The following is a 21,937-nucleotide window of genomic DNA, read 5'->3' on the forward strand; positions in this document are numbered from 1 at the left end:
GGGAATGCTGCACCCGCGAAATGAACTATTAGCGAGTCACGGAATGAAGTGCAATTTCAGATGCGACGCCAATAGGGTCCGTTTTCTCTAAGAGATCAGGCCGAGGCGGAAGGCGATAGCGACGGCGTGATGGCGGTTTTTCGCCTTCAGCTTTTCCTGAATGCCGTTCATGTACCAGTCGACCGTGTGGCTAGAAATATCGAGGACCTTGCCGATGTCGTTGGAGGTCATGCCGTCGGCGAGATAGTTCAGGGCCTCCATTTCGCGCCGTGTCATCTGCACGTCGACGCGCGAGACGAGCTCGGCCATGATCTCCGGGTCGGTAAGCTCCAGCAGCTTCCAGAACAGCCGTCTGGCGATCGAGTCGAAGAGGCTCAGCTCCACCGGCGTGAGATCGACCACACGGCCGCCGACCGTCAGGTTGCCCATGAGCCCGCGCCGCCCGTGCACCGGAAAGATATAGCCGTCGTAGAGGCCGTGATTGCGCGCCTCCACCATCATGCTTTCCATGCGCTTGCGATGCGGGTCCGAGCGGAAGGCTGCCAGCGTGTCACGCCAGCGAAATCCACGCTGGGCATGGCCGAGATAGCGGATGGTCGGATCGATGACGACATATTTTTTGCGGATGTAGATCTGCGGCCAATTCTCCGGCCAGCGTCCGGCGAGCAGCAGGCGCAGCGGATTTTCGTGAGGTTTCGGCTGACGCACGACGCCATAGAAGTCGAACCCGCAGCGATCGAGCAACCGCTCGAATTCCGGCAGAATCTCTTCGCGTGTCCTCATTTCTTCCAGAAGAGCCAGAAACTGTACGAGCAACGTGATATTCATGGAACACCTTCAGGTCGGAACAGGCTACAGCGCCCTGGAATTCCAACATGAATGCGCCGTTCAGAAGCCATTCATGTTGCAACCGCGATAATTCTTCTTACCACGCCCGGTCCTTAACGAAACCTGCAAAAAATCGGAGTCGGGGCAAGAGATAGCGAGCTGTGGATCGTCCCGCCAATCCTCCCATGGCGGCAGTCGGTCCGGCCTTCTGATCTGCCCCTTCCGCATTTCCAGCAGGTTTTTTCACGGGACCGCTTCCGCGCGGCTTTGTCGCGCCCCGCATGGCGAAACCGCCATGTCGCCGGGGCGGCGAAGACGCATCGCACAGGCCGCACCGCTCGGTTGCGGCGTCCAATCGATGCCCAGAAGGGGTGAGACAGTGTCTTTGTTACAGGTGTATGCAAGAGCGCTTCAGTACCTTGCTGTTCACAAATTCCGCGTCGGGGCGATTGTCATTGCCAATATCGTCCTCGCCGTCATCACGATTGCAGAACCGATCCTGTTCGGTCGCATCATCGACGCGATCTCAACGCAAAAGGAAGTCACTCCGATGCTGCTCATGTGGGCGGCCTTTGGGGTGTTCAACACCATCGCCTTCGTCCTCGTTTCCCGCGAGGCCGACCGGCTGGCGCATGGCCGGCGGGCGACACTCCTGACCCAGGCCTTCGGCCGGATCGTTTCCATGCCGCTCTCCTGGCACAGCCAGCGCGGCACGTCGAACGCGCTGCACACGCTTTTACGTGCCTGCGAAACCCTCTTCGGCCTCTGGCTCGAATTCATGCGGCAGCATCTTGCGACCGCCGTCGCGCTGGTGCTGCTCGTGCCGACTGCCTTCGCGATGGATCTCCGCCTGTCGCTCGTACTCGTCATCCTCGGCGCCGCCTATGTGGTGATCAGCAAGGTCGTGATGAACCGCACCAAAGAAGGTCAGGCCTCGGTCGAGAACCACTATCATACGGTTTTCTCCCACGTCTCGGACTCCATCAGCAATGTGTCGGTGGTTCACAGCTACAACCGCATCGAGGCGGAGACCCGCGAACTGAAGAAGTTCACCGAACGGCTGCTGTCCGCGCAATATCCGGTGCTCGACTGGTGGGCGATCGCAAGCGCGCTTAACCGCATGGCCTCGACCATATCGATGATGGCCATCCTCGTCATCGGCACCATTCTAGTGCAGCGCGGCGAGCTCGGAGTCGGCCAGGTCATCGCCTTCATCGGCTTCGCCAATCTGCTGATCGGCCGCCTCGACCAGATGAAGGCCTTCGCCACGCAGATCTTCGAGGCGCGCGCCAAGCTCGAGGACTTTTTCCAGCTCGAAGATTCGGTGCGTGACCGCGAGGAGCCGGCCGACGCCAAGGAACTGACCGGCGTCGTCGGAGAGGTGGAATTCCGCAACATCTCCTTTGATTTTGCGAATTCCGGCCAGGGCGTGCACAACGTCTCCTTCACGGCCAAGGCCGGCCAGACGATCGCCATCGTCGGCCCGACAGGCGCCGGCAAGACGACGCTCGTCAACCTCCTGCAGCGGGTCCATGATCCGAAGCACGGCCAGATACTGATCGACGGGGTCGACATCTCGACGGTTACGCGCAAGTCGCTACGCCGCTCGATCGCCACCGTTTTCCAGGATGCCGGCCTGATGAACCGGTCTATCGGCGACAACATCCGGCTTGGCCGCGAGGACGCCACGCTGGAAGAGATCGTGGCCGCGGCCGAGGCCGCCGCCGCGGGCGACTTCATCGAAGACCGCCTCAACGGCTACGACACGGTCGTCGGCGAGCGCGGCAACCGCCTCTCCGGCGGCGAACGCCAGCGCATCGCCATTGCCCGAGCCATCCTCAAGAATGCTCCGATCCTGGTGCTGGACGAGGCGACCAGTGCGCTCGACGTCGAGACCGAGGCCAGAGTCAAGGACGCGATCGATGCGCTTCGCAAGGATCGGACGACCTTCATCATCGCTCACCGCCTGTCGACGGTGCGTGAGGCCGACCTCGTCATCTTCATGGACCACGGCCGGATCGTCGAAATGGGCGGCTTCAACGAGCTCAGCCGCAGCAACGGCCGCTTCGCCGCCCTGCTGCGCGCCAGCGGCATCCTGACGGACGATGACGTCCGCCGGAGCCTCACCGCAGCCTGAATTGCGACCCCGACGGCGCCGGCTCCTTGGGCGCGGCGCCGTCCCGTTTCAACCTCTGCATGTCTCGTCGAATTGACTCGGCTCCGAAAAGACACGCAGCAACTCAAATTGCCGCAGCGGCCGTAGGCTTGCTGCAGGGTGGGGCGGGGCGTCAAACCCGGAACAGGATCGCATGCTGCAAAAGACCCTTCAGAGCACCAGACAGCAAATGGAAGCCGTGCGCCCCGGCGCGACGACCCGCGACACGCGCCTCGACGTCTTTCGGGCGCTCTGTCTGCTGACGATCTTCGTCAACCATGTGCCCGGCCAATATCTCGAATATATCACGCACAAGAACTTCGGTTTTTCCGATTCGGCGGAGGCTTTCGTGCTGATCTCCGGCCTTGCGGTCGGCGCTGCCTATGGCCGCAAATTCGTCGCCGGAGCACGTCTTGCATCGACGCTCAAGGCATGGCGGCGCGCCATGACACTCTATGTCGCCCACATCATGACGAGCATCGTGACGCTCGCGATCTTCGCCGGCGCCGCCCTCTATTTCGGCCGGCAGGAACTGATCGGCGAGATCAACATCCGTCCGATCGTCGAACAGACGGAACAGGGCATCGTTGCCATGGTGCTCCTTGGCCACCAGCTCGGCTACAACAATATCCTGTCGATGTATGCCGTGCTGCTCCTGATGCTGCCGGCCATGCTCTGGTTGAACGCCATCAGCCCCCGCTTGCTGTTTGCGGTCTCGGCAATCTTGTGGCTTGCCGCCGGCTGCTTCAAGCTGGTGCCATACAATTTCCTTGACGAGGGCTACTGGTTCCTCAATCCCTGGTCATGGCAGTTCCTCTTCGTGATCGGCATTCTGTGCATGAACCACGTGCGCGCCGGCGGCGACTTGCCGCGAAGCCCCTGGCTTATCGGGCTATCGGCCGCCTATGTCCTCATTTCGGCCTGCTGGGTGCTGTTCTCCTGGTGGCACATCGACATTTCCTTCGGCCTGCCGGCGGTGCTGACCGGCTTCGACAAGACCTTCCTGTCGCTGACGCGGCTGCTGCACGTGCTGGCGCTCGCCTATCTGATCGCGATCATTCCCGGCGTCAGCCAGCTGGCGCGGTTGCGCATCGATCATCCGCTGGTGATGATCGGCCGGCATTCGCTGCCGATCTTCATCTTCGGAACGATCCTCGCCATGGCGGGGCAGGTGTTTCTCTTCGTCACCGACAGGGACCCGATCGCCGGCTCGCTCTATGTCGTCGCCGGCATCGGCCTGCACTTCGTCTACGCATATTATCTCGACTGGCTGAAGGAAATGGGAACGGCGAGGCCGCTCGCCGCGGCGTAGGAATCTCGACCGAATCGGCGTGGCTCGGATCGGCTCGTCAGCGATGCGTAGTTTCATAGAGTTGCAGCAACCGTTGCGCGTCTGAAATGACGCGCAAAGCTGTAAGATGCGTTCCGGTGTCTTTGTGATTCGCAGAGATTGGGGCGCATCATTGAAAGTGACAACAGCACAGATCCCCGTTTCGCCCGAGATTTCGGTCAACGCAACAGCGGTACGGAAAGCGATCAAGGACGCGGCCGATCAAGGCGCGAGATTGATCAACTTCTGTGAAGGTGCGCTGTCCGGCTACGGTAAGGCGCAGATCATCAGTCCCGAACGCTGGCAAGACTTCGATTGGGATCGACAGGAAGCCGAGCTTCGCTCGATAGCCGAAACTTGCCGGCACCTTCGCCTGTTCGCCGTGATCGGTGGTGCTCACCGCCTCTCAAAGGCTTATCCGCCCCATAACAGCCTCTATGTTTTCTCGGACAAGGGACATCTGCTGACTAGATACGACAAGAGATATTTGTCGCATGGCGAATTGGGCGGCTGGTACACGCCGGGAACGACGCCGATCACGTTCGAGGTCGATGGCTACCGGTTCGGCTGCGCCATATGCATCGAGTGCCAGTTCGCGGAGATATTCGCCGAGTACGAACGCCTCGGCGCGGATGCGGTTCTCTTCTCCTCCTACGGTATACCGACGCACTTCCAGATCGCACTCCAGGCACATGCAGCGCTGAACTGTGTCTGGATAGGTGCCGCGACGCCGGCACAAACCGCTGACAAGGGACCTGCAGGGGTGATCGGCCCGGATGGGCAATGGATCAGTCGATGCTCGATGCAAGGGGCGGGGCTGGCAACCGCAGTGCTCAACCGTGACGATCCGGCTTACGAAATCCCGCTTCATAAGGCTCGTCCGTGGCGCAGCAAGGCGAGGCAAGGAGATATCTACCGGGAAAAGATGGCGGACGATCCAAGAAGCCGCAACAGAGGCGGCTATTGAATCGCGCTCGGTGCGGATGGCCAAGCCATGTACGCGCACTCAAGCCAGATTGCTTTACCGCCAGCCGCCACCGTTCGAAAGCGATGCAAGGAAAGCCGGCTCATCTCCCGCTATCCTCACAGCTGACATCCGCCGACTCGCGAGTACAGGGAAGAGGGAGGCGGCTTCACCCCTCTCTGTCCTGCCGACAGAAGGGATGGTGGCCGCCATTCTACTCTCAACCCCACCTGCACCCGCGACCTATAGCAACACGCCCTCATGCGCGTCCTTGGTGACGCTGTCATTGATGCTGACGATCGGTTCGCCGGTCTTCGGATCGCGGCTGACGGAGATCCGGTGCGTGGCGCCGTTCACCCGGACCTTGGCGGTATAGCCGTCCCAATGGGCCGGCAGAACCGGCCGGACAGCCAGCCTCTTGCCCTTCTGGCCAATGCCGAGGATACCCTCGACGCCGGCGCGGTAGAGCCAGCCGGCCGAACCCGTATACCAGGTCCAGCCGCCGCGGCCGGCGAGCGCGCCTTCGCCGTAGATGTCGGCCGCGACCACATAGGGTTCGACCCGATAATGCTCCGCCTCTTCGCGGCTGCGAGCATGCGACACCGGGTTCAGCATCTGGAATGCGCGCCAGGCTTCCTCCGCACGCTCCTGGGCGGCAAAGGCCAGCGCGACCCAGGTGCCCGCATGGGTGTATTGGCCGCCATTCTCGCGCACGCCCGGCGGATAGGCCTTGATGTAGCCTGGATCCTGTTCGGTCCTTGCAAGCGGAGGCGTGAAGAGGCGGACGATGCGTTTCTCCGGATCGACCAGTTCCGCCATGACCGCATCCATTGCGCGCCTGGACCGCTCCGCGTCGCCCTCGCCCGACAGCGTGCTCCAGGACTGGGCAATGGAGTCGATCCGGCATTCCTCGGCCGTCGCCGAACCGAGCGGCGTGCCGTCGTCATAATAGCCGCGGCGATAGTAGTCGCCGTCCCAGCCGGCTTCCTCGAGAGCCTGCTTCACCATCTCGAGATGCGCTTCCCAAAGCGTCACCCGCTTCTGGTCCCTGCGCTCGCGGGCAAAGGGCAGGAAGGCGCGGAGCGTACCGGCGAGGAACCAGCCGAGCCACACGCTCGTCCCCTCGCCCGCTTCACCGACGCGGTTCATGCCGTCGTTCCAATCGCCGCCAAGGATCAGGGGCAGGCCGTTGGCGCCCGTCCGCTTGATCGCGAGATCGAGCGCGCGGGCGCAATGTTCGTAGACATCGCCGACCTCTTCCGCCAGTTCTGGCTTGAAGAAGTTATCATGCTGCCCCTCTTCCAGTGCCGGCCCGATCAGGAAGGCAAGCTCCTCATCGAGGATGTCTTTCGTGCCGGTGACGGCGCAATAATGAGCGACTGCATGGGCGAGCCATACGACGTCGTCGGAAATCATCGTGCGCACGCCCGCGCCCGTGCCGGGCAGCCACCAGTGCTGCACGTCACCCTCGACGAACTGCCGGGCAGCCGCGTTGAGGATCTGTGCGCGTGCAAGCTCCGGCTTGTGAATGAGGAAGGCCAGCGTATCCTGGAGCTGATCGCGGAAACCAAAGGCGCCGCTCGCCTGATAGAAAGCCGAGCGGGCCATGATCCGGCACCCGAGCGCCTGATAGGGCAGCCAGTGGTTGATCATGTGATCGAAGGCCCGATCCGGAGTCTTGACTTTTACCGTATCGGTGAAATCTGCCCAGAAGCCCTTTGCCGTCTCCACGACCGTATCGAAGGCGGACGCGCGCAGTTCCGCAAGAATCGCCTCCACCGCTTCGGCGTTGTCGGCATCGCCGAGGAAGAAGGTGATCTGCCGCTCCGCGCCCGGCTCGATGGTAAGATCGCTGGCAAGCGCCGCACAGGCGTCGCCATCGACCTCGGTTGCCCCGGTAAGGCCGGCCCCCGACAGCACCGCCTGTGGGGCGAAAATGCCGCCGGCCCGGCCGAGGAACTCGCGCCGGCTCGCCGTGTAGCTCGCAACGTCACCGTCGATCGCAAAGAACGCCGCCCGGCCCGCATAGTCGATGCTGAAGGGATTGGTCGCGAGCAGCGCGGCAGCCGCCTCCTGCCACTCTGTCACCACGAAGGGCGCCGTGCGGCCGCGATCGTTGCCGAGAACCCATTCGGCATAGCCGTAGAGCCGAAGCTTGCGCTTCGCGGAGCCGCGGTTGCGGATGGAAAGACGGACGAGCTTCGCCGGCAGGGTCGGGTGCACCGCATGCGCCGCCTCGATCTCCAAACCATCCTGTGCGCTTCTGAACAGAGAATAGCCGAGCCCGTGGCGCGCCTCGAAGACCACGGACTTGCGCCGCGACAGCGCCGCATAGGGCGTCATCACCGCGCCGCTCTTCAGGTCGCGGATGAAGATCGCCTCGCCCGGCGCATTGACGACCGTATCGTTGGTCCAGGGGGTCAGCTGGTAGTCGCGCGAGTTACGGCTCCAGGTGAAGGCCGCGCCCTCGGCCGCAACGTGGAAGCCGAAACTCTCGTTAGAGAGGACATTGATCCACGGCTGTGGCGTCGCCTCGCCGCCTCTGAGCCGCACCACATATTCACGACCGTCCTCGGCAAAGCCGCCGAAGCCGTTCCAGAATTCGAGATCGTCGCCGCTGATCGCGGCGGCCGGCCGTTCGGCCCCCGCCTGCATCACCGGCAGCAGCATCTGCGTCGTCTCTGCGCTGCTTTCCAGAGGCTTCGCGTAAAGCGCGCTGGCGCGTGCGATCTGATCGGAGATGGTGCCGTTGCGGGCGTGGAACACGGCGCGCGAGGCCGAGATCAGCGTCGACCACGTCTCCGGCTCCATCAGGTCGCGGCGGACCGCAAAGATGTGCTGGCGCGGACCGTCGGAAAGACCGCGCAGCCGCAAGTTCTCGCACATGGCGTCGAGCGTGTGCTGCAGGTTCTGCGCATAGGACGAGGCCCGTTCGTTGATCACCACCAGATCGGCGGTGATGCCGCGGGCCCTTAAATATTCTTGCGCGCGGAGCGCCTCACGGGCGATGCCGAGATCGCCCTCATCGTTGATCCTCAGGCAGAAGATCGGGAAATCACCCGATATCGCCAGCGGCCAAAGCGCCGCCTGCGTGGCAAGCCCCGCCTTCACCGTCGCCGTGTCGGCCCTGAGATGCATGTCCGGATAAACCAGGTAGCGGCCGAGCATCTGGAAGGACGCGGCCTCCTTGGAGGTGATGCCCACATGGCGCATCTGCACCTGGCTGCGCGTCCAGGCATGAATCAGCTCGTGATTGAAGGTTTCCGGGTGGCGATAGCGATCGATCGCGCGATCGATACCCTCGCGATCGGGGGCGGCGATCGTCCAGAAGATGACGCTTACCTTTTTGCCGGCCGGGACTCGCACGACGCGACGAAGCGCCATGATTGGATCGAGCGTGAAGCCGTCGGTGCCCGAGAGCTGAGCGCCGGGATCGAAAGCTGCCGCCTCGGATAGGGTGCGGCCCTGTCCGAGGAAGCGGCGCCGGTCGGTTTCCGCCTGGGTGTGGCGATCGCTGCCGGCATTGTCGGTGATGAGATGCGCGACCGCGATATCCGGGTCGCCCGGACTGCGCTTGTTGCGCGAGACGCGGATGACGTCGCCCTGGCCGCTAATCTCGGTACGGATGAACATCTTCGAGAATGCTGGGTGGGCGTTGTCGGCCTCCTCTAGGGAGAGCACCGGCTCGGCATAGGAAGTCACCTCGATGAAGCGGTCTTCCAGCCCCGTATTGAGCAGGATCACACGGCGGCCTTCCGCATCGTGTTCGCTCGCGACGATGCACTCGACCTCGCTCGTCAGATCGCCGACGACCTTGACGAACTCGGCCTTGTCGTCGCCGAAGCGCGTCAGCGACTTTTCGCCCGGGGCGCGCCGCGGCTCTGCCGTCGCCGACCACCATTCGCCGCTGACCGTGTCGCGTAGGAAGATGAAGGTTCCGGTCCTGTCTTCCACGGGATCCGGCTGCCAGCGGGTGACCGCCTGTCCGTTCCAGCGGGCATAACAGGCGCCAGTCGCCGTCAGCATGATCGAGTAATGGCCGTTCGACAGGAAGACGGTTTCGCGGTCCTGCATCAGCGGATCTTCGATGGCGCGGACCTCCGGACGCAGGAGGTCGGCCTGGCCCTTGCCGAGCGATTCCGGCTCGCGCTTGGCGGCCATCACCGGAATGTCGCGCGGCGCCTTCTCCTGCAGCAGGAGCTCGGCGGCCTCGATCACCGGATCGGCGTGGAACCACTCGCGCAGCTGTCCATTGAAGACGACGTTCGCGATCGCCGCGATCGACATGCCGTGATGGTGCGCATAATAGTTGCGCACCACGGCGCAAGTCTGGCCCTCGGGCACGCGGGTCGGCGTGAAATCGACGGCGTCGTGGTAGCCATAGGCACCGAGCGCGCCGAGCGCCCTCAGCCGCGCCAGGTTGGCAAGCGCCGCCTTCGGATCGTACATGCAGGCTAGAATCGACGCATAGGGCGCGATCACCGCATTCTGGCCGAGGCCGCGCTTGAGGCCCAGCGTCGGCACGCCGAAATTCGTATACTGATAGGTCAGCTCATGGTCACGCGCGTTGAACGCGGCCTCGGAGATGCCCCAGGGCGTTCCGAGGCGTCGGCCGTGATTGATCTGTTCCTGTACCACCAGATTGTTGGTCTGATTGAGAATGCCGCCCTGGCGCTCCTGCATGACGAGCGGCGGCATCAGATATTCGAACATCGAGCCGGACCAGGAGACGAGCGCGCCGCGCGCGCCGACCGGCACGACGGGACGGCCGAGCTTGTACCAGTGCTCGGTCGGCAGGTCGCCCTTGGCGATGGCGAAGAGGCTCGTCAGCCGCGCTTCCGATGCGAGCAGGTCGTAGCAGGCCTCGTCGAGTTCGTTGGCGTTCACCCGGTAGCCAATGGAGAGCAGCCGCCGCTCCGGCCGGAACAGGAAGCCGAAATCCATCGAGAAGGCGATGTCGCGGGCGCGCTCCTTGAGGACCAGCAGCCGCTGGCGTAGTGTCTCGATCGCTCCGAGGTCGAAGACGCCGTCGGCAATATGCGCCTCGCAGGTCGCCACCAGCGAACCCGCCCATTTCGCCACCTCGCCCGTCTGCTGCGTGCGCACCTCATGGTCGAGATTGACGGTCAGCTTGTGCATATCGCGCGCAAGCACGGCCAGGTTGATTACGCGGATGGAGGCGAATTCGTGCTCGCGCTTGACGGAGGCAAGCGCATTCTGGAAGCCGGCGATGCGCTCTTCGATCAGGCGCCGGAGCGGCCGCACGGTCTTGCGGTCGTCGGGCAGTTCCGACAGCATTTCCGCCAGGATGGCAGCGACATCGCCGAGCCCGTCGAGATTGCCCTGAACATGGGCGGAGGGCGCCTCTGCCCATTCGCGGCACATTGACGATACCGCGATCAGATGCCCGGCAAGATTGCCGCTGTCGACGGAGGAGACATAGCGTGGCTCCATGACGTCGAGCGTGCGGGTGCGGTACCAGTTGAAAAGATGCCCGCGATATTTCGGCATGCGGTCGATGGTAGCGATCGTCTGCTCGAGCCGCGTGATCGTCTCCTCGAAGCCGATCCAGCCGAAGGAACGCGCCGACATCACTGACAGCAGATAGACGCCGATATTCGTAGGCGAAGTGCGCTCGGCCAAGACCGGCTGCGGCGTTTCCTGGAAATTGTCCGGCGGCAGGAAATTGCCCTCGGCGGTGACGAAGGTTTCGAAATAGCGCCAGGTGCGCCGGGCGATCCTGCGCATATCGCCGATCGCCTCTTCGGAGACGACGAGTTGGTCCTCCGTCTCGGCCGACTGGCTGACCAACCATGCGACCGCCGGCGAGAAGGCCCAAAGCAGGGCGAAGGGAATGCCGATGAAGGGCAATCCGGTATCCGAGATCGCCGCAAGCGCCAGCGAGACCGCGGCAAGCGCCGGGGCAGCCCACATGGCGCGGAAATAATCGCTGATCGATCCGTGACCGGCGCTCTGCACCTGTGCCGCCGTGCGCCACTCGAGCATCAGCTTGCGGCTGACGAAGGTACGGTAGATCGAGCGGACGATCGCGTCCGCCATCATCGCCGCGTTATGGGCGATGAAGATGATGCGGAGCGCAACCTGCGCATTGGCCGCCTGGATCTCCGAGAACACCGCATGGATATGGGCTCTGGCGACGATGTCGCTCCGCCGCGGCATCAGCCCCGAAATCAGCGACAGGGTCGGCGCGACAAAAAGGCTGAAGATCAGCACGAGCTGCCAGATCAGCGCCTCCATCGGCTCCATGTAGTACCAGCCCATGACCGAGGCGACGAGCCAGGCGACCGGAATGAGCGACCGGCGCAGGTTGTCGTACATCTTCCAGCGCCCGAGCATGGAAAGCCCGTTCGACGGGTTGAAAATATAGGGCAGCAGCTGCCAGTCGCCGCGCGCCCAACGATGCTGGCGCGACATCTCCACCTCGTAGCGGATCGGGAAATCCTCGACGAGCTCGACATCCGTAACCAGCGCGCAGCGGGCATAGGAGCCTTCGAGCAGATCATGGCTGAGCACCGCGTTCTCCTCGACCCGGCCCTTCAGCGCCGCCTCGAAGGCATCGACATGATAGAGGCCCTTGCCGGTGAAGCTGCCTTCGCCAGTAATGTCCTGGTAGACGTCGGAAACCGTAAAGACGTAAGGATCGATGCCGCGACTGGCCGAAAAGATGCGCTGGAAGGCCGAGGCCTCGCTGCCGGTGGTAAGCGATGGCGTCACGCGCGGCTGCAGGAGACTGTAGCCGGTCGCCACGTCCTGCGTCGCCGGATTCACGACGGGCCTGTTGATCGGATGGTAGAGCTTGCCGACAAGCTTCGTCACCGCGTCGCGCATCAGGCGCGTGTCGGAATCGAGCGTCATCACATACTGCACGCCGCCCGGCACCGTGTTGGCGCCCTGCAGGAAGGAGGTATCGCGGTCGCCGCGCAAGAGCAGGTTCAGCTCATGCAGCTTGCCGCGCTTGCGCTCCCAGCCCATCCACACGCCCTCGGCCTCGTTGTAGAGGCGCCGGCGATGCAACAGAAAGAAGCGGGTCTTGCCGTCATAGGCGTAGCGGGCGGAAAGCGAGGCCACTTCGCGCTTGGCGTATTCGAGCACGTCGTGGTCCGCCGGCGTTTCCTCGACCTTGCTGTCGGCCCAGTCGCTCACCAGCGCGAAGTAGATTTCGCCACGCGGATTGGCGAGGTAATGCACCTCGAGATTGCGCACCAGTTCGTCTACGTGATCGCGCTTGGCGATGAGACAGGGAACCGCGACGAGCGTGCGAGCATCCTGCGGAATGCCGTCAAGGAACTCGTAGCCGACGAGCCGCGACGGTTTGACGATCAGGGTGACCAGCGTGTTGAACAGACCCATCGCGCCCTCGGAGGCCGGCAGCGCGAAGAGAAGCAGCATGATCAGCTTGGCGCCGCTCGGAATGTCCATCGGATCGACGAAGGCGAAGACAGCCACCATCGCCAGCAGCGTCAGGAGGATGTTGGGTCCGGCGATCGCGAACCAGTCGAGCTTCCTGACGACCCGGATGACGCGCTGGAGCGGCGACGGCGAATAGCCGATCCTTCGTTCCAGGTCATTGCGCCGCTCGCCGACGAGGAAAGCGCCGACATTGGGCTCCTGCAGCGGCGCCTCGACGGTGGCGGCTGCCCTGGCCTCCTCGACCATGTCGATCGCGATCTGGGTAACCTCGTGCTCGCTGTGGCCGGAACGACGGGCGAGCTTCTCGATCGTGTCGCGATACGTGTTGCGTGAACCGAAATCGAGCGCGGCATAATCGGAACCGGCGCGCAGCGTCGCATCGATCTTGCTGACGCTTTCGAACCAGACCGCCCAGTCCGTGTCGTCGATTTCGCGTAGGCTGCGGATGATGTTGCTCATCGTCGCATTGCCCGACGAAAGGCGGTTCTGCTCGGCTACGAGCGCCTCCTCGACGTCGGTGCCGCGGCGCTCGAGCCGCTCCTCGATCCAGCCGATCACGACGCCCGAGGTCTGCGACCCGTCGCGCAGGCGATAGAGGAGCTGGGCGATGAAGGTGTTGTCGGCGGCCAGCGCCTCGTATTCCGCGAGCAGCGCCCGGCATCCTTCCGGTTCGCTCAGGCGGACGATCTGGTCGGCGACGTCATTTGCCTTCAGGCGCATGGCGCGCGAGCGCTCGACGCGGATGGCGATGCGGCGGAGGTTTTCAATGAGGACGAAGCGCAGGATCGACGGCAGCGCCCACAACTCGCCGATACGGAAGGTTTCGTGTTCCTGGAAGCCCTCGACCATCGCGGTGATGCTTTCCCAGGAGACGGTGCTGTGGGTGTGAGCGACATAGAGCCAGGCGAGCGCCATTGCGCGCGGAAGGTCGACGCCGGCGACGGCAATCGTCGGCAATTGCCGGTAGAACCGGCGCGGAAAATCTCGCCGGACCTCCTGGATCGCATCCTCGACGACGTGGTGGTTGTCGAGCAGCCATTCGGCAGCCGGGGTGATCGCCGCGCCGGTCTCGACGTCCTGGGCGGTCACCCGGTAGATCCGGAAGATTTCCTTTTCGTTCTCCCGGTGCCGGGCGCGGAACTCGAAAGGGAAGAAGCCCGGCAGCGACGTAACGCCGACGCGTGCAAGATCGGCACCGCATGCCCTGAGGTCGTCTATCGAGAAATAGCTCGCGCGGATCGAATCGTTGTAGTCGATCTGCCTGGCTTCCGGCTCGCGCGGTGGACTGGAGGGCGTCGTGTTCTGGAGCATGGGTATGGATTCTGATTCCCACCGGGCTTCGTCGGTCCGGTTCTCGTTGTTTTGCCGCAGGGATTGCGGCCCTGAAGTTTCAAGTGCCGCCGGCACCTTTCTAGACACGGTCATGTCCCCCATCCGCCGTCATTGTCCCGGGCTGGAAGGCGTGCAAACGGGCGTCGGCAGGGCTTGGGGCAATGGTGGTCGCAAAGCCGACGGCACGTTGGCTGTCACGGGCCGGGTGATGCATGAAGATGGCATTTTTTAGCCGCAGTGTCAGCGTCTTGCAAGGATTGCGAGCGCCGGCGCGGGCGGATTGAGCAGGCTCTGGTTCGTGCGAAACCGCACTGTCCACCTGCGGCCTCGGCTCGATGAACGTCTCTCTCACGTCAGCCCCTTCCTGGTGCCTGGAGGTCCGAGGCTCCGGATGGCGAACGGCCGCCGAAATGGCCGGCCCGGACTTCTCCCGCCGTTATGGATCAGCCGACCTGCTCGCTGATCCACTCCTGGAAAGCGCGGCTGATCGGGTTCTCCAATTTTCCTTCCGGAACAACGAGATAATAGCTGTTCTCAGTCTGCATCGGTCGATCGAGAACGATCCGCAGCGTGCCTGCGGCAAGTTCCTGTTCGATGAGATAGCGGGGCAAAAGGGCAAAACCGAGACCTGCGGCCGCCGCTTCGATGACCATGGAAAACTGATCGAAGCGATTGCCGCGATAGGCGCCATCGCTGTCGACGCCGTTCGCCTCGAACCATTGCCCCCAGAGCTTCGGCCTGGTCGCCAGATGCAAGAGCGGACTGCCGCCGATATCCTCCGGCGTTTCGATCGGCCTTGCGGCGCCGAGCGCCGGGCTTGCGACCGGCACGATGACCTCGCTGCAGAGATAGCTGCAGGCGGCGCGCGCCCAGACGGGCTGACCGTAGTGAATGGCGAGGTCGAAATTCTGCTCCTCGAAATCGAAGGGGGCGGAGCGGGAGGCGATGTTGAGGACCGTGCCGGGATGTCGTCTCAGGAAATCAGGCAGCCGCGGCACCAACCAGCGGCTGCCGAAGGTCGGCAGCGATGCGATCGAGAGGCTCGTTTCGGCGCGGGCCGAGGCCATCGCGCGCACCATCAGTTCCTCGGTCTGGTTGAGCAGGCGACGGACCTCCGGCAGGAGTTTCTGCCCCGCATCCGAGAGGATGACGCGCTGGCGCACCCGCTCGAAGAGAAGCACGCCGAGCTGCGTTTCCAGATCCTTGATCTGGCGGCTGACGGCGCTCTGCGTCAGGTTGAGTTCGGCGGCGGCCTGGGTGAAGCTGCCGTGGCGCGCAGCGCATTCGAAAGCCTGCAGCGTCGTCACGTCGGGAACCAGTCGGCGGCTCAACTTCATTCCGGCCTCGCATTAACATAGTCGGATGCAGCGCGATACATGGCCGCAGCGTTCCGATATAATTAGAAATAAGAATGATCTTGTCCTTCACCCTTAGCGCCAGGCGAGTCCCAGTGAAAGAGAATAGTTACGTTTCGGCCGACGATATCCGATCGGCCTTTTCCGCCGCGATGTCCGTCATGTACCGGGAAGAGGTTCCCGCCTACGGGACGCTGATGGAACTGGTCGAAACGGTGAATGCGGAGACGCTGTCCGCCGACGCGCAATTGAAGGAGCGCCTCACGGCGACCGATTCTCTCGAGCGCATCTCCGAGGAGCGGCACGGGGCGATCCGTCTCGGCACGCCCGCGGAGCTTTCGATGATGCGCCGTGTCTTTGCGGTGATGGGCATGTATCCGGTCGGCTACTACGATCTTTCGACGGCGGGCGTGCCGGTGCATTCCACCGCCTTCCGCCCTGTCGGCGAGGCCTCGCTGAAGCGCAACCCCTTCCGCGTCTTCACCTCGCTCCTGAGACTCGACCTGATCGCCGACGAGACCTTGCGCGCCGAGGCCGAGGCGAATCTCAAGGCGCGCCGCATATTCACGGAGGGAGCGGTCGAACTCACCGAAAAAGCCGAGTATGATGGCGGGCTGGACGAGGTGGACGCGAAACGCTTCGTCGCCGAAGTGCTCGAGACCTTCCGCTGGCACGACCGGGCCAATGTCTGCGCCGATCTTTACAAGCGGCTGCACGACGCCCACCGGTTGATCGCCGACGTCGTCTCCTTCAAGGGGCCGCACATCAACCACCTGACGCCGCGCACGCTCGACATCGACAAGGTGCAGGCGCTGATGCCGGACCATGGCATTGCGCCCAAGGCGGTGGTCGAAGGCCCGCCGACGCGCCGGTGCCCGATCCTGCTGCGCCAGACCTCCTTCAAGGCGCTCGAAGAGGCCGTGTCGTTCCGCGACGGCGATGGCTGGAAGGCCGGTTCCCACACGGCCCGCTTCGGCGAGATCGAACAGCGCGGCATTGCGCTGACGCCAAAGGGCCGCGGTCTTTACGATTGGCTGCTCGACCAATCGCGCAAAGTCGTTCGCCCCACGGCCGACGGTTCCAATGCCCGGGAGTACGAGGCAGCGCTTGCCGAAGTCTTCGCCGCCTTCCCCGATAGTTGGGCCGACATTCGCGAGGCGGGCCTCGGCTATTTCAGCTATTCTCTGACGGAGAAGGGCCGTCGGACGAAGCTTCCCGGCCGCCGTGACCTTGAGTCGCTGATCGCGGAGGGCCTCGTCCGGTTCGACCCGATCGTCTACGAAGACTTCCTTCCGGTCAGCGCCGCCGGTATCTTCCAGTCGAACCTCGGCGACGGCGCCCAGCAGGAATTCGTCGCAAGTCCGAACCAGCAACGCTTTGAGGCCGACCTTGGCGCCGCCGTGCTTAACGAATTCGATCACTATGCCGGCATCGAAAATGCATCGATCGAAAGCTGCCTCACGGCGCTGACCACGGCAGTCGCAGCGGAATGATACGCCAACGATGATTGACGAGCACCATATCGACGCGCTGAAGGCCCTTCTTGGCGACAAGGGCGTCGTCACGCGTCAGAAGGACATGGAAGCCTACGAGACGGGCGCCCGCTACGACCGCGGGCGGGCCAGTGCCGTCCTGCGACCGGCGACGACGGCGGAGACGTCTGCGGCCGTCGGCTATTGCGTGCGCAATGGCCTCGCCCTCATTCCGCAATCCGGCAATACCGGCCTCGTTTCCGGCTCGACCCCGGATGAGACCGGCAGCGAGGTGATCCTCAGCCTCGATCGGCTGACCCGCCAGTTCGAAATCGACACGGACAACCGCTCGGTTCGCCTCGATGCGGGCTTTCACCTGTCGGATCTCAACCGGAGGCTAGAGGATCACGACCTGTTCTTCCCGATCGACCTCGGCGCCGATCCGCGGATCGGCGGGATGATTGCCACCAACACGGGTGGATCGCGCTTCCTGAAATATGGCGACGTCCGCCGCAACACGCTGGGGCTCAAAATAGTTCTTGCCGACGAGGCGGGGACCGTGCTCGACCTCGGTTGCAGCCTGCGCAAGAACAATACCGGCGTCGATTGGAAGCAGATATTCATCGGCACGTCCGGCGCCTTTGGCATCGTCACCGAATGCGTGCTCAATCTCGAACGCCTGCCGAAACAGACGGCGACGGCTTTCCTGGTGCCCTCGGGTGGCGCTCAAGTGCTGCCGCTGCTCAAGGCCATGGAGGAACGGCTCGGCGCCTATCTCTCGGCCTTCGAAGGCATGTCGAAGAATGCGATCGCCGCGGCTTTCGCCCATGTACCGTCGCTGAAGAATCCCTTCCAGGGCGGAAACATCCCGGACTATGTGATCCTCGCCGAGATCTCCCGCACCTGGGCGCCGCGCGAGGGCGAGCAATCGCTCGACGCGGTGCTGGAAAGCGTTCTTGCGGAGATCTGGGAAATGGAGGACGCGCCGCTCGCCGACGCCTTCATCGGTCCGCCGCACGAGACCTGGGCGCTGCGCCATGCACTTTCGGAAGGGGTGAAACATCTCGGCAAGCTGATCGCCTTCGACCTTTCCTTCCGTCGGGGTGACATCATGGTCTTCTGCGACCATATGAAGGCGGAAATGCCGGCGCAATTTCCAGGCGTCATCATCTGCGATTTCGGCCATATCGGCGATGGCGGGGTGCACTTCAATCTGGTCGTGGAGAAGAATAGCCCGCTATTGGCTGAACCGGGTTTCGAGCAGCGCCTGCGCGAATGGGTCTTCGCCGTCGCGGTCGAGCAATACGGCGGCAGTTTCAGTGCGGAGCATGCGATCGGCCGCCGCAACCAGGCCTGGTACGATTTCTACACGCCGGAAAAACTGAAGCAAATGGCGGCCGGTCTCAAGCCGATCACCTCGCCGGGAAAGCTCGGCAGTGTGCGGTTCGGCTAGCGCACCAGCCCAAACGACAGGATCAAACGGGAGTCAGCACATGAATATTGCAGCCACGAAGCTCGACGTCGCCAAGGAGGCAGCCGCCCTCCTCGAAAAGATGGGCGTTTCCAAGGAAGCTTACAGCGGCGGCGACATGCCGTCCTTCAGCCCGGTCACCGGCGAACAGATCGCAAGCCTCAAGACCGACTCGGCCGACGAAGCCGCGAAGAAGATTGAAAAGGCCGACGAAGCCTTCCGCGCCTGGCGCCTGGTGCCGGCGCCGAAGCGTGGCGAGCTCGTGCGCCTGCTCGGCGAAGAACTGCGCGCCTTCAAGGCCGACCTCGGCCGCCTTGTCTCGATCGAGGCCGGCAAGATCCCGTCCGAAGGTCTCGGCGAAGTGCAGGAGATGATCGATATCTGCGATTTCGCGGTTGGGCTCTCCCGCCAGCTATACGGGCTGACGATCGCCACGGAACGTCCCGGTCACCGCATGATGGAGACCTGGCATCCGCTCGGCGTCGTCGGCATCATCTCCGCCTTCAACTTCCCGGTCGCCGTCTGGTCGTGGAATGCGGCGCTGGCGCTCGTCTGCGGCGACGCCGTCGTCTGGAAACCGTCGGAGAAGACGCCGCTCACCGCGCTTGCCTGCCAGGCCATCCTGGAGCGCGCCTTCGCCCGCTTCGGCGATGCGCCGAAGGGTCTGTCGCAGGTCCTGATCGGCGATCGGTCGATCGGCGAGGTGCTCGTCGACCATCCGAAGGTGCCGCTCGTCTCGGCGACCGGCTCCACCCGCATGGGGCGCGAGGTCGGTCCGCGGCTCGCCAAGCGCTTCGCCCGGGCGATCCTCGAACTCGGCGGCAACAATGCCGGCATCGTCTGCCCGACCGCCGATCTCGACATGGCGCTACGCGCCATCGCCTTCGGTGCCATGGGCACCGCCGGTCAGCGCTGCACGACACTGCGCCGTCTGTTCGTGCATGAAAGCGTCTACGATCAGCTCGTGCCGCGGCTGAAGAAGGCCTACCAGTCTGTCTCTGTCGGCAATCCGCTGGAAAGCTCGGCCCTCGTGGGCCCTCTCGTCGACAAGGCCGCCTTCGACAGCATGCAGAAGGCAATCACGGAAGCGAAAGCCCATGGCGGCGGCGTCACCGGCGGCGAACGCGTCGATCTCGGCCATGAGAACAGCTACTATGTGAAGCCGGCCGTGGTCGAGATGCCGAAGCAGGAGGGTCCGGTTCTCGAAGAGACCTTCGCGCCGATCCTCTATGTCATGAAATATAGCGACTTCGATGCGGTGCTCGCCGAGCACAATGCCGTCGCGGCCGGACTTTCCTCATCGATCTTTACCCGCGACATGCAGGAGTCGGAGCGCTTCCTGGCGGCCGACGGCTCGGATTGCGGCATCGCCAACGTCAATATCGGCACCTCCGGTGCGGAAATCGGCGGCGCCTTCGGCGGCGAGAAGGAGACCGGCGGCGGCCGCGAATCCGGCTCCGACGCCTGGAAGGCCTATATGCGCAGGGCCACCAACACGGTGAACTATTCGAAGGCTCTGCCGTTGGCGCAAGGCGTCTCCTTCGATATCGAATAATTGGCTACATCGAATGATTGGCGAATAGGATCGGCCATGACCATCAATGCAACGGTCAAGGGGGCGGGATTTCGGCCCGCCTCGCGGATTTCCTCGATCGGTGTTTCAGAAATCCTGAAGATCGGCGCCCGCGCGGGTGCCATGAAGCGCGACGGCAAGCCGGTGATCATCCTCGGCGCCGGCGAGCCGGATTTCGACACGCCGGACCACATCAAACAGGCCGCCTGGGAAGCGATCCAGCGCGGCGAGACGAAATACACGGCGCTCGACGGCACGCCGGAGCTCAAAGCGGCAATCCGCGAGAAATTCGAGCGCGAGAACGGCCTCGCCTATGGGCTGGACGAGATCACGGTTGGCACGGGCGCCAAGCAGATCCTGTTCAACGCCATGATGGCGACAGTCGATTCCGGCGACGAGGTGATCATCCCGACGCCCTACTGGACCTCCTATTCGGACATTGTTCAGATTTCGGGGGGCAGGCCGGTCCTGATCGCCTGCGATGCATCCTCGGGATTCCGGCTTACCGCCGAAAGGCTCGAGGCGGCGATCACGCCCCGGACGCGCTGGGTGCTCTTGAACTCGCCTTCCAATCCCTCGGGGGCAGCCTACGGCGCCGAGGACTACCGGCCGCTTCTCGACGTGCTGCTCAGGCACCCGCATGTCTGGCTGCTGGTCGATGACATGTACGAGCATATCGTCTATGACGACTTCCGTTTCGTGACACCCGCTCAGCTCGAGCCAAGGCTGAACGACCGCACGCTGACCGTCAACGGCGTATCGAAGGCCTATGCGATGACCGGCTGGCGGATTGGCTATGCCGGCGGCCCACGCGAGCTGATCAAGGCCATGGCGGTGGTGCAGAGCCAGTCGACCTCCTGCCCCTCCTCCGTCAGCCAGGCCGCCTCGGTCGCGGCGCTCAATGGCCCGCAGGACTTCCTGAAGGACCGCGCCGACAGCTTCAAGCGCCGCCGGGATCTCGTCGTCGCCGGCCTGAATGCAATCGACGGCCTCGACTGCCGCATCCCGGAAGGCGCCTTCTATACCTTCTCCGGCTGCGCCGGGATGCTCGGCAAGGTGACGCCCAATGGCAAGACGATCGAGACGGATGCGGATTTCTGCGCCTACCTGCTCGATGACGCGCATGTCGCCGTCGTCCCCGGCTCTGCATTCGGCCTCTCGCCGTTCTTCCGCATCTCCTATGCGACCTCGGAGGCAGAACTGAAGGAAGCGCTCACCCGCATCGCCGCCGCCTGCGGACGGCTTTCGTGATGGCGTAGTTTGCCCCTCTCCTCGGGTTTAACCCGAGGACTAGCCCTCTCCTCCGCGCGCCGGGAGCGGGGACCCCTCGCTGGTGTACAGACTCGGGGTGAGGCGAGACAGTGCGGCAAGCCCCTTCTCCCCGCCTGCGGGAGAAGGTCGCGGCAGCGGGATGACGGGCTTTCCGTGCACCTCAAAAAGTCGGCGGCGTGCAGGCGCTGATCACCTCGCAGGGCACCGGCCCGACGCAGCGGAAGCGGTGCGGCCGGCGGCTTTCGAAATAATAGGCGTCGCCCGGCCCGAGAATGCGCCTTTCCCCGTCTACGGTCACCTCCAGCCGGCCCGAGAGCACGATGCCGCCCTCCTCGCCCTCGTGCACCAGCGGCACCTTGCCGGTATCCGCCCCCGGCTGATAGCACTCCTTCAGGATTTGCAGGCTGCGGCCGAAGAGATTGTCGCCGATCTGGCGGTAGAAATCGGTCCCTTTCCGATCTCCACCAGTTCCTCGGCCGCGTAGAAGGCTTGGCGCGGCTTTTCCGGCTCGAAGGAGAAGAACTCGGCAAGCCCGATCGGAATGCCGTCGAGAATGCGCTTCAAGGCGCCGACCGACGGGTTGGAGGCGTTAGACTCGATCAGCGAGATGGTGGAATTGGTGACGCCCGCGCGCTTGGCAAGTTCGCGTTGAGAGAGATTGTGCATGAGCCGCACATGGCGCAGGCGGTTGCCGATATCGACGCTCATTGCAAATCCCGTGTTGATCTTGTTTGAAATACCGAAACCCTACCAT

General features: G+C 63.6%; 10 protein-coding genes and 1 pseudogene. 7 read left to right on the forward strand and 4 right to left on the reverse strand.

Annotated elements, in window-relative coordinates; translation table 11 throughout:
* Positions 1 to 87 precede the first annotated feature (87 nt).
* Entirely contained in the window at positions 88 to 828 is a 741-nt protein-coding gene (locus EKH55_RS15630) for a LuxR family transcriptional regulator (RefSeq protein WP_069458830.1), read from the reverse strand.
* 379 nt (positions 829 to 1,207) lie between these two features.
* On the opposite strand from EKH55_RS15630, the gene EKH55_RS15635 reads away from it, so the two are divergent.
* From EKH55_RS15635 to EKH55_RS15645, 3 genes are all read left to right on the forward strand, one after another.
* Positions 1,208 to 2,965 carry a glucan ABC transporter ATP-binding protein/ permease gene (locus EKH55_RS15635; protein ID WP_069458979.1) on the forward strand — a complete coding sequence of 586 codons (1,758 nt, stop codon included), beginning with the start codon at positions 1,208 to 1,210 and terminating at the stop codon, positions 2,963 to 2,965.
* Positions 2,966 to 3,137: 172 nt separating this feature from the next.
* On the forward strand, positions 3,138 to 4,295 hold the full coding sequence (locus EKH55_RS15640; protein WP_069458831.1) for an OpgC family protein: 1,158 nt from the start codon (positions 3,138 to 3,140) through the stop codon (positions 4,293 to 4,295).
* Between the two features lie 157 nt (positions 4,296 to 4,452).
* Positions 4,453 to 5,280 carry a carbon-nitrogen hydrolase family protein gene (locus EKH55_RS15645; protein WP_225192086.1) on the forward strand — a complete coding sequence of 276 codons (828 nt, stop codon included), beginning with the start codon at positions 4,453 to 4,455 and terminating at the stop codon, positions 5,278 to 5,280.
* A gap of 240 nt (positions 5,281 to 5,520) precedes the next feature.
* Here EKH55_RS15645 and ndvB read toward each other — a convergent pair whose 3' ends face one another.
* Both ndvB and EKH55_RS15655 read right to left on the reverse strand, forming a co-directional pair.
* Positions 5,521 to 14,133 (reverse strand): cyclic beta-(1,2)-glucan synthase, encoded by an 8,613-nt coding sequence (gene ndvB / locus EKH55_RS15650; RefSeq protein ID WP_151611779.1) that lies wholly within the window; start codon positions 14,131 to 14,133, stop codon positions 5,521 to 5,523.
* A gap of 350 nt (positions 14,134 to 14,483) precedes the next feature.
* The gene (locus EKH55_RS15655; RefSeq protein WP_151611780.1) at positions 14,484 to 15,377 is read right to left on the reverse strand and encodes a LysR family transcriptional regulator; all 894 of its coding nucleotides are present in this window, start codon (positions 15,375 to 15,377) and stop codon (positions 14,484 to 14,486) included.
* Between the two features lie 113 nt (positions 15,378 to 15,490).
* On the opposite strand from EKH55_RS15655, the gene hglS reads away from it, so the two are divergent.
* From hglS to EKH55_RS15675, 4 genes are read left to right on the forward strand one after another with little or no spacing between them, the layout of a single operon-like run.
* Positions 15,491 to 16,888 (forward strand): 2-oxoadipate dioxygenase/decarboxylase HglS, encoded by a 1,398-nt coding sequence (gene hglS / locus EKH55_RS15660; RefSeq protein WP_151611781.1) that lies wholly within the window; start codon positions 15,491 to 15,493, stop codon positions 16,886 to 16,888.
* 10 nt (positions 16,889 to 16,898) lie between these two features.
* Positions 16,899 to 18,320, forward strand: a complete 1,422-nt coding sequence (locus EKH55_RS15665; protein ID WP_151611782.1) for an FAD-binding oxidoreductase — start codon at positions 16,899 to 16,901, stop codon at positions 18,318 to 18,320.
* 40 nt (positions 18,321 to 18,360) lie between these two features.
* Positions 18,361 to 19,893: an L-piperidine-6-carboxylate dehydrogenase gene (amaB, locus tag EKH55_RS15670; RefSeq protein WP_151611783.1), complete on the forward strand. Its 1,533-nt coding sequence runs from the start codon at positions 18,361 to 18,363 to the stop codon at positions 19,891 to 19,893.
* Between the two features lie 36 nt (positions 19,894 to 19,929).
* Positions 19,930 to 21,162 (forward strand): pyridoxal phosphate-dependent aminotransferase, encoded by a 1,233-nt coding sequence (locus EKH55_RS15675; protein WP_151611784.1) that lies wholly within the window; start codon positions 19,930 to 19,932, stop codon positions 21,160 to 21,162.
* Between the two features lie 181 nt (positions 21,163 to 21,343).
* Here the strand turns inward: EKH55_RS15675 and EKH55_RS15680 are convergent.
* Positions 21,344 to 21,891 (reverse strand): annotated as a pseudogene (locus tag EKH55_RS15680) (cupin domain-containing protein).
* Positions 21,892 to 21,937: the final 46 nt, after the last annotated feature.

This window comes from Sinorhizobium alkalisoli (genome assembly GCF_008932245.1).
Taxonomy (GTDB): Bacteria; Pseudomonadota; Alphaproteobacteria; order Rhizobiales; family Rhizobiaceae; genus Sinorhizobium; species Sinorhizobium alkalisoli.

Bases quoted from the DNA above. Each gene is read 5' to 3' on its own strand.
- EKH55_RS15630 (WP_069458830.1), bottom strand. From the start codon at position 828: ATGAATATCACGTTGCTCGTACAGTTTCTGGCTCTTCTGGAAGAAATG.
- EKH55_RS15655 (WP_151611780.1), bottom strand. From the start codon at position 15,377: ATGAAGTTGAGCCGCCGACTGGTTCCCGACGTGACGACGCTGCAGGCT.
- EKH55_RS15665 (WP_151611782.1), top strand. From the start codon at position 16,899: ATGATTGACGAGCACCATATCGACGCGCTGAAGGCCCTTCTTGGCGAC.
- ndvB (WP_151611779.1), bottom strand. From the start codon at position 14,133: ATGACCGTGTCTAGAAAGGTGCCGGCGGCACTTGAAACTTCAGGGCCG.
- EKH55_RS15640 (WP_069458831.1), top strand. From the start codon at position 3,138: ATGCTGCAAAAGACCCTTCAGAGCACCAGACAGCAAATGGAAGCCGTG.
- amaB (WP_151611783.1), top strand. From the start codon at position 18,361: ATGAATATTGCAGCCACGAAGCTCGACGTCGCCAAGGAGGCAGCCGCC.
- EKH55_RS15675 (WP_151611784.1), top strand. From the start codon at position 19,930: ATGACCATCAATGCAACGGTCAAGGGGGCGGGATTTCGGCCCGCCTCG.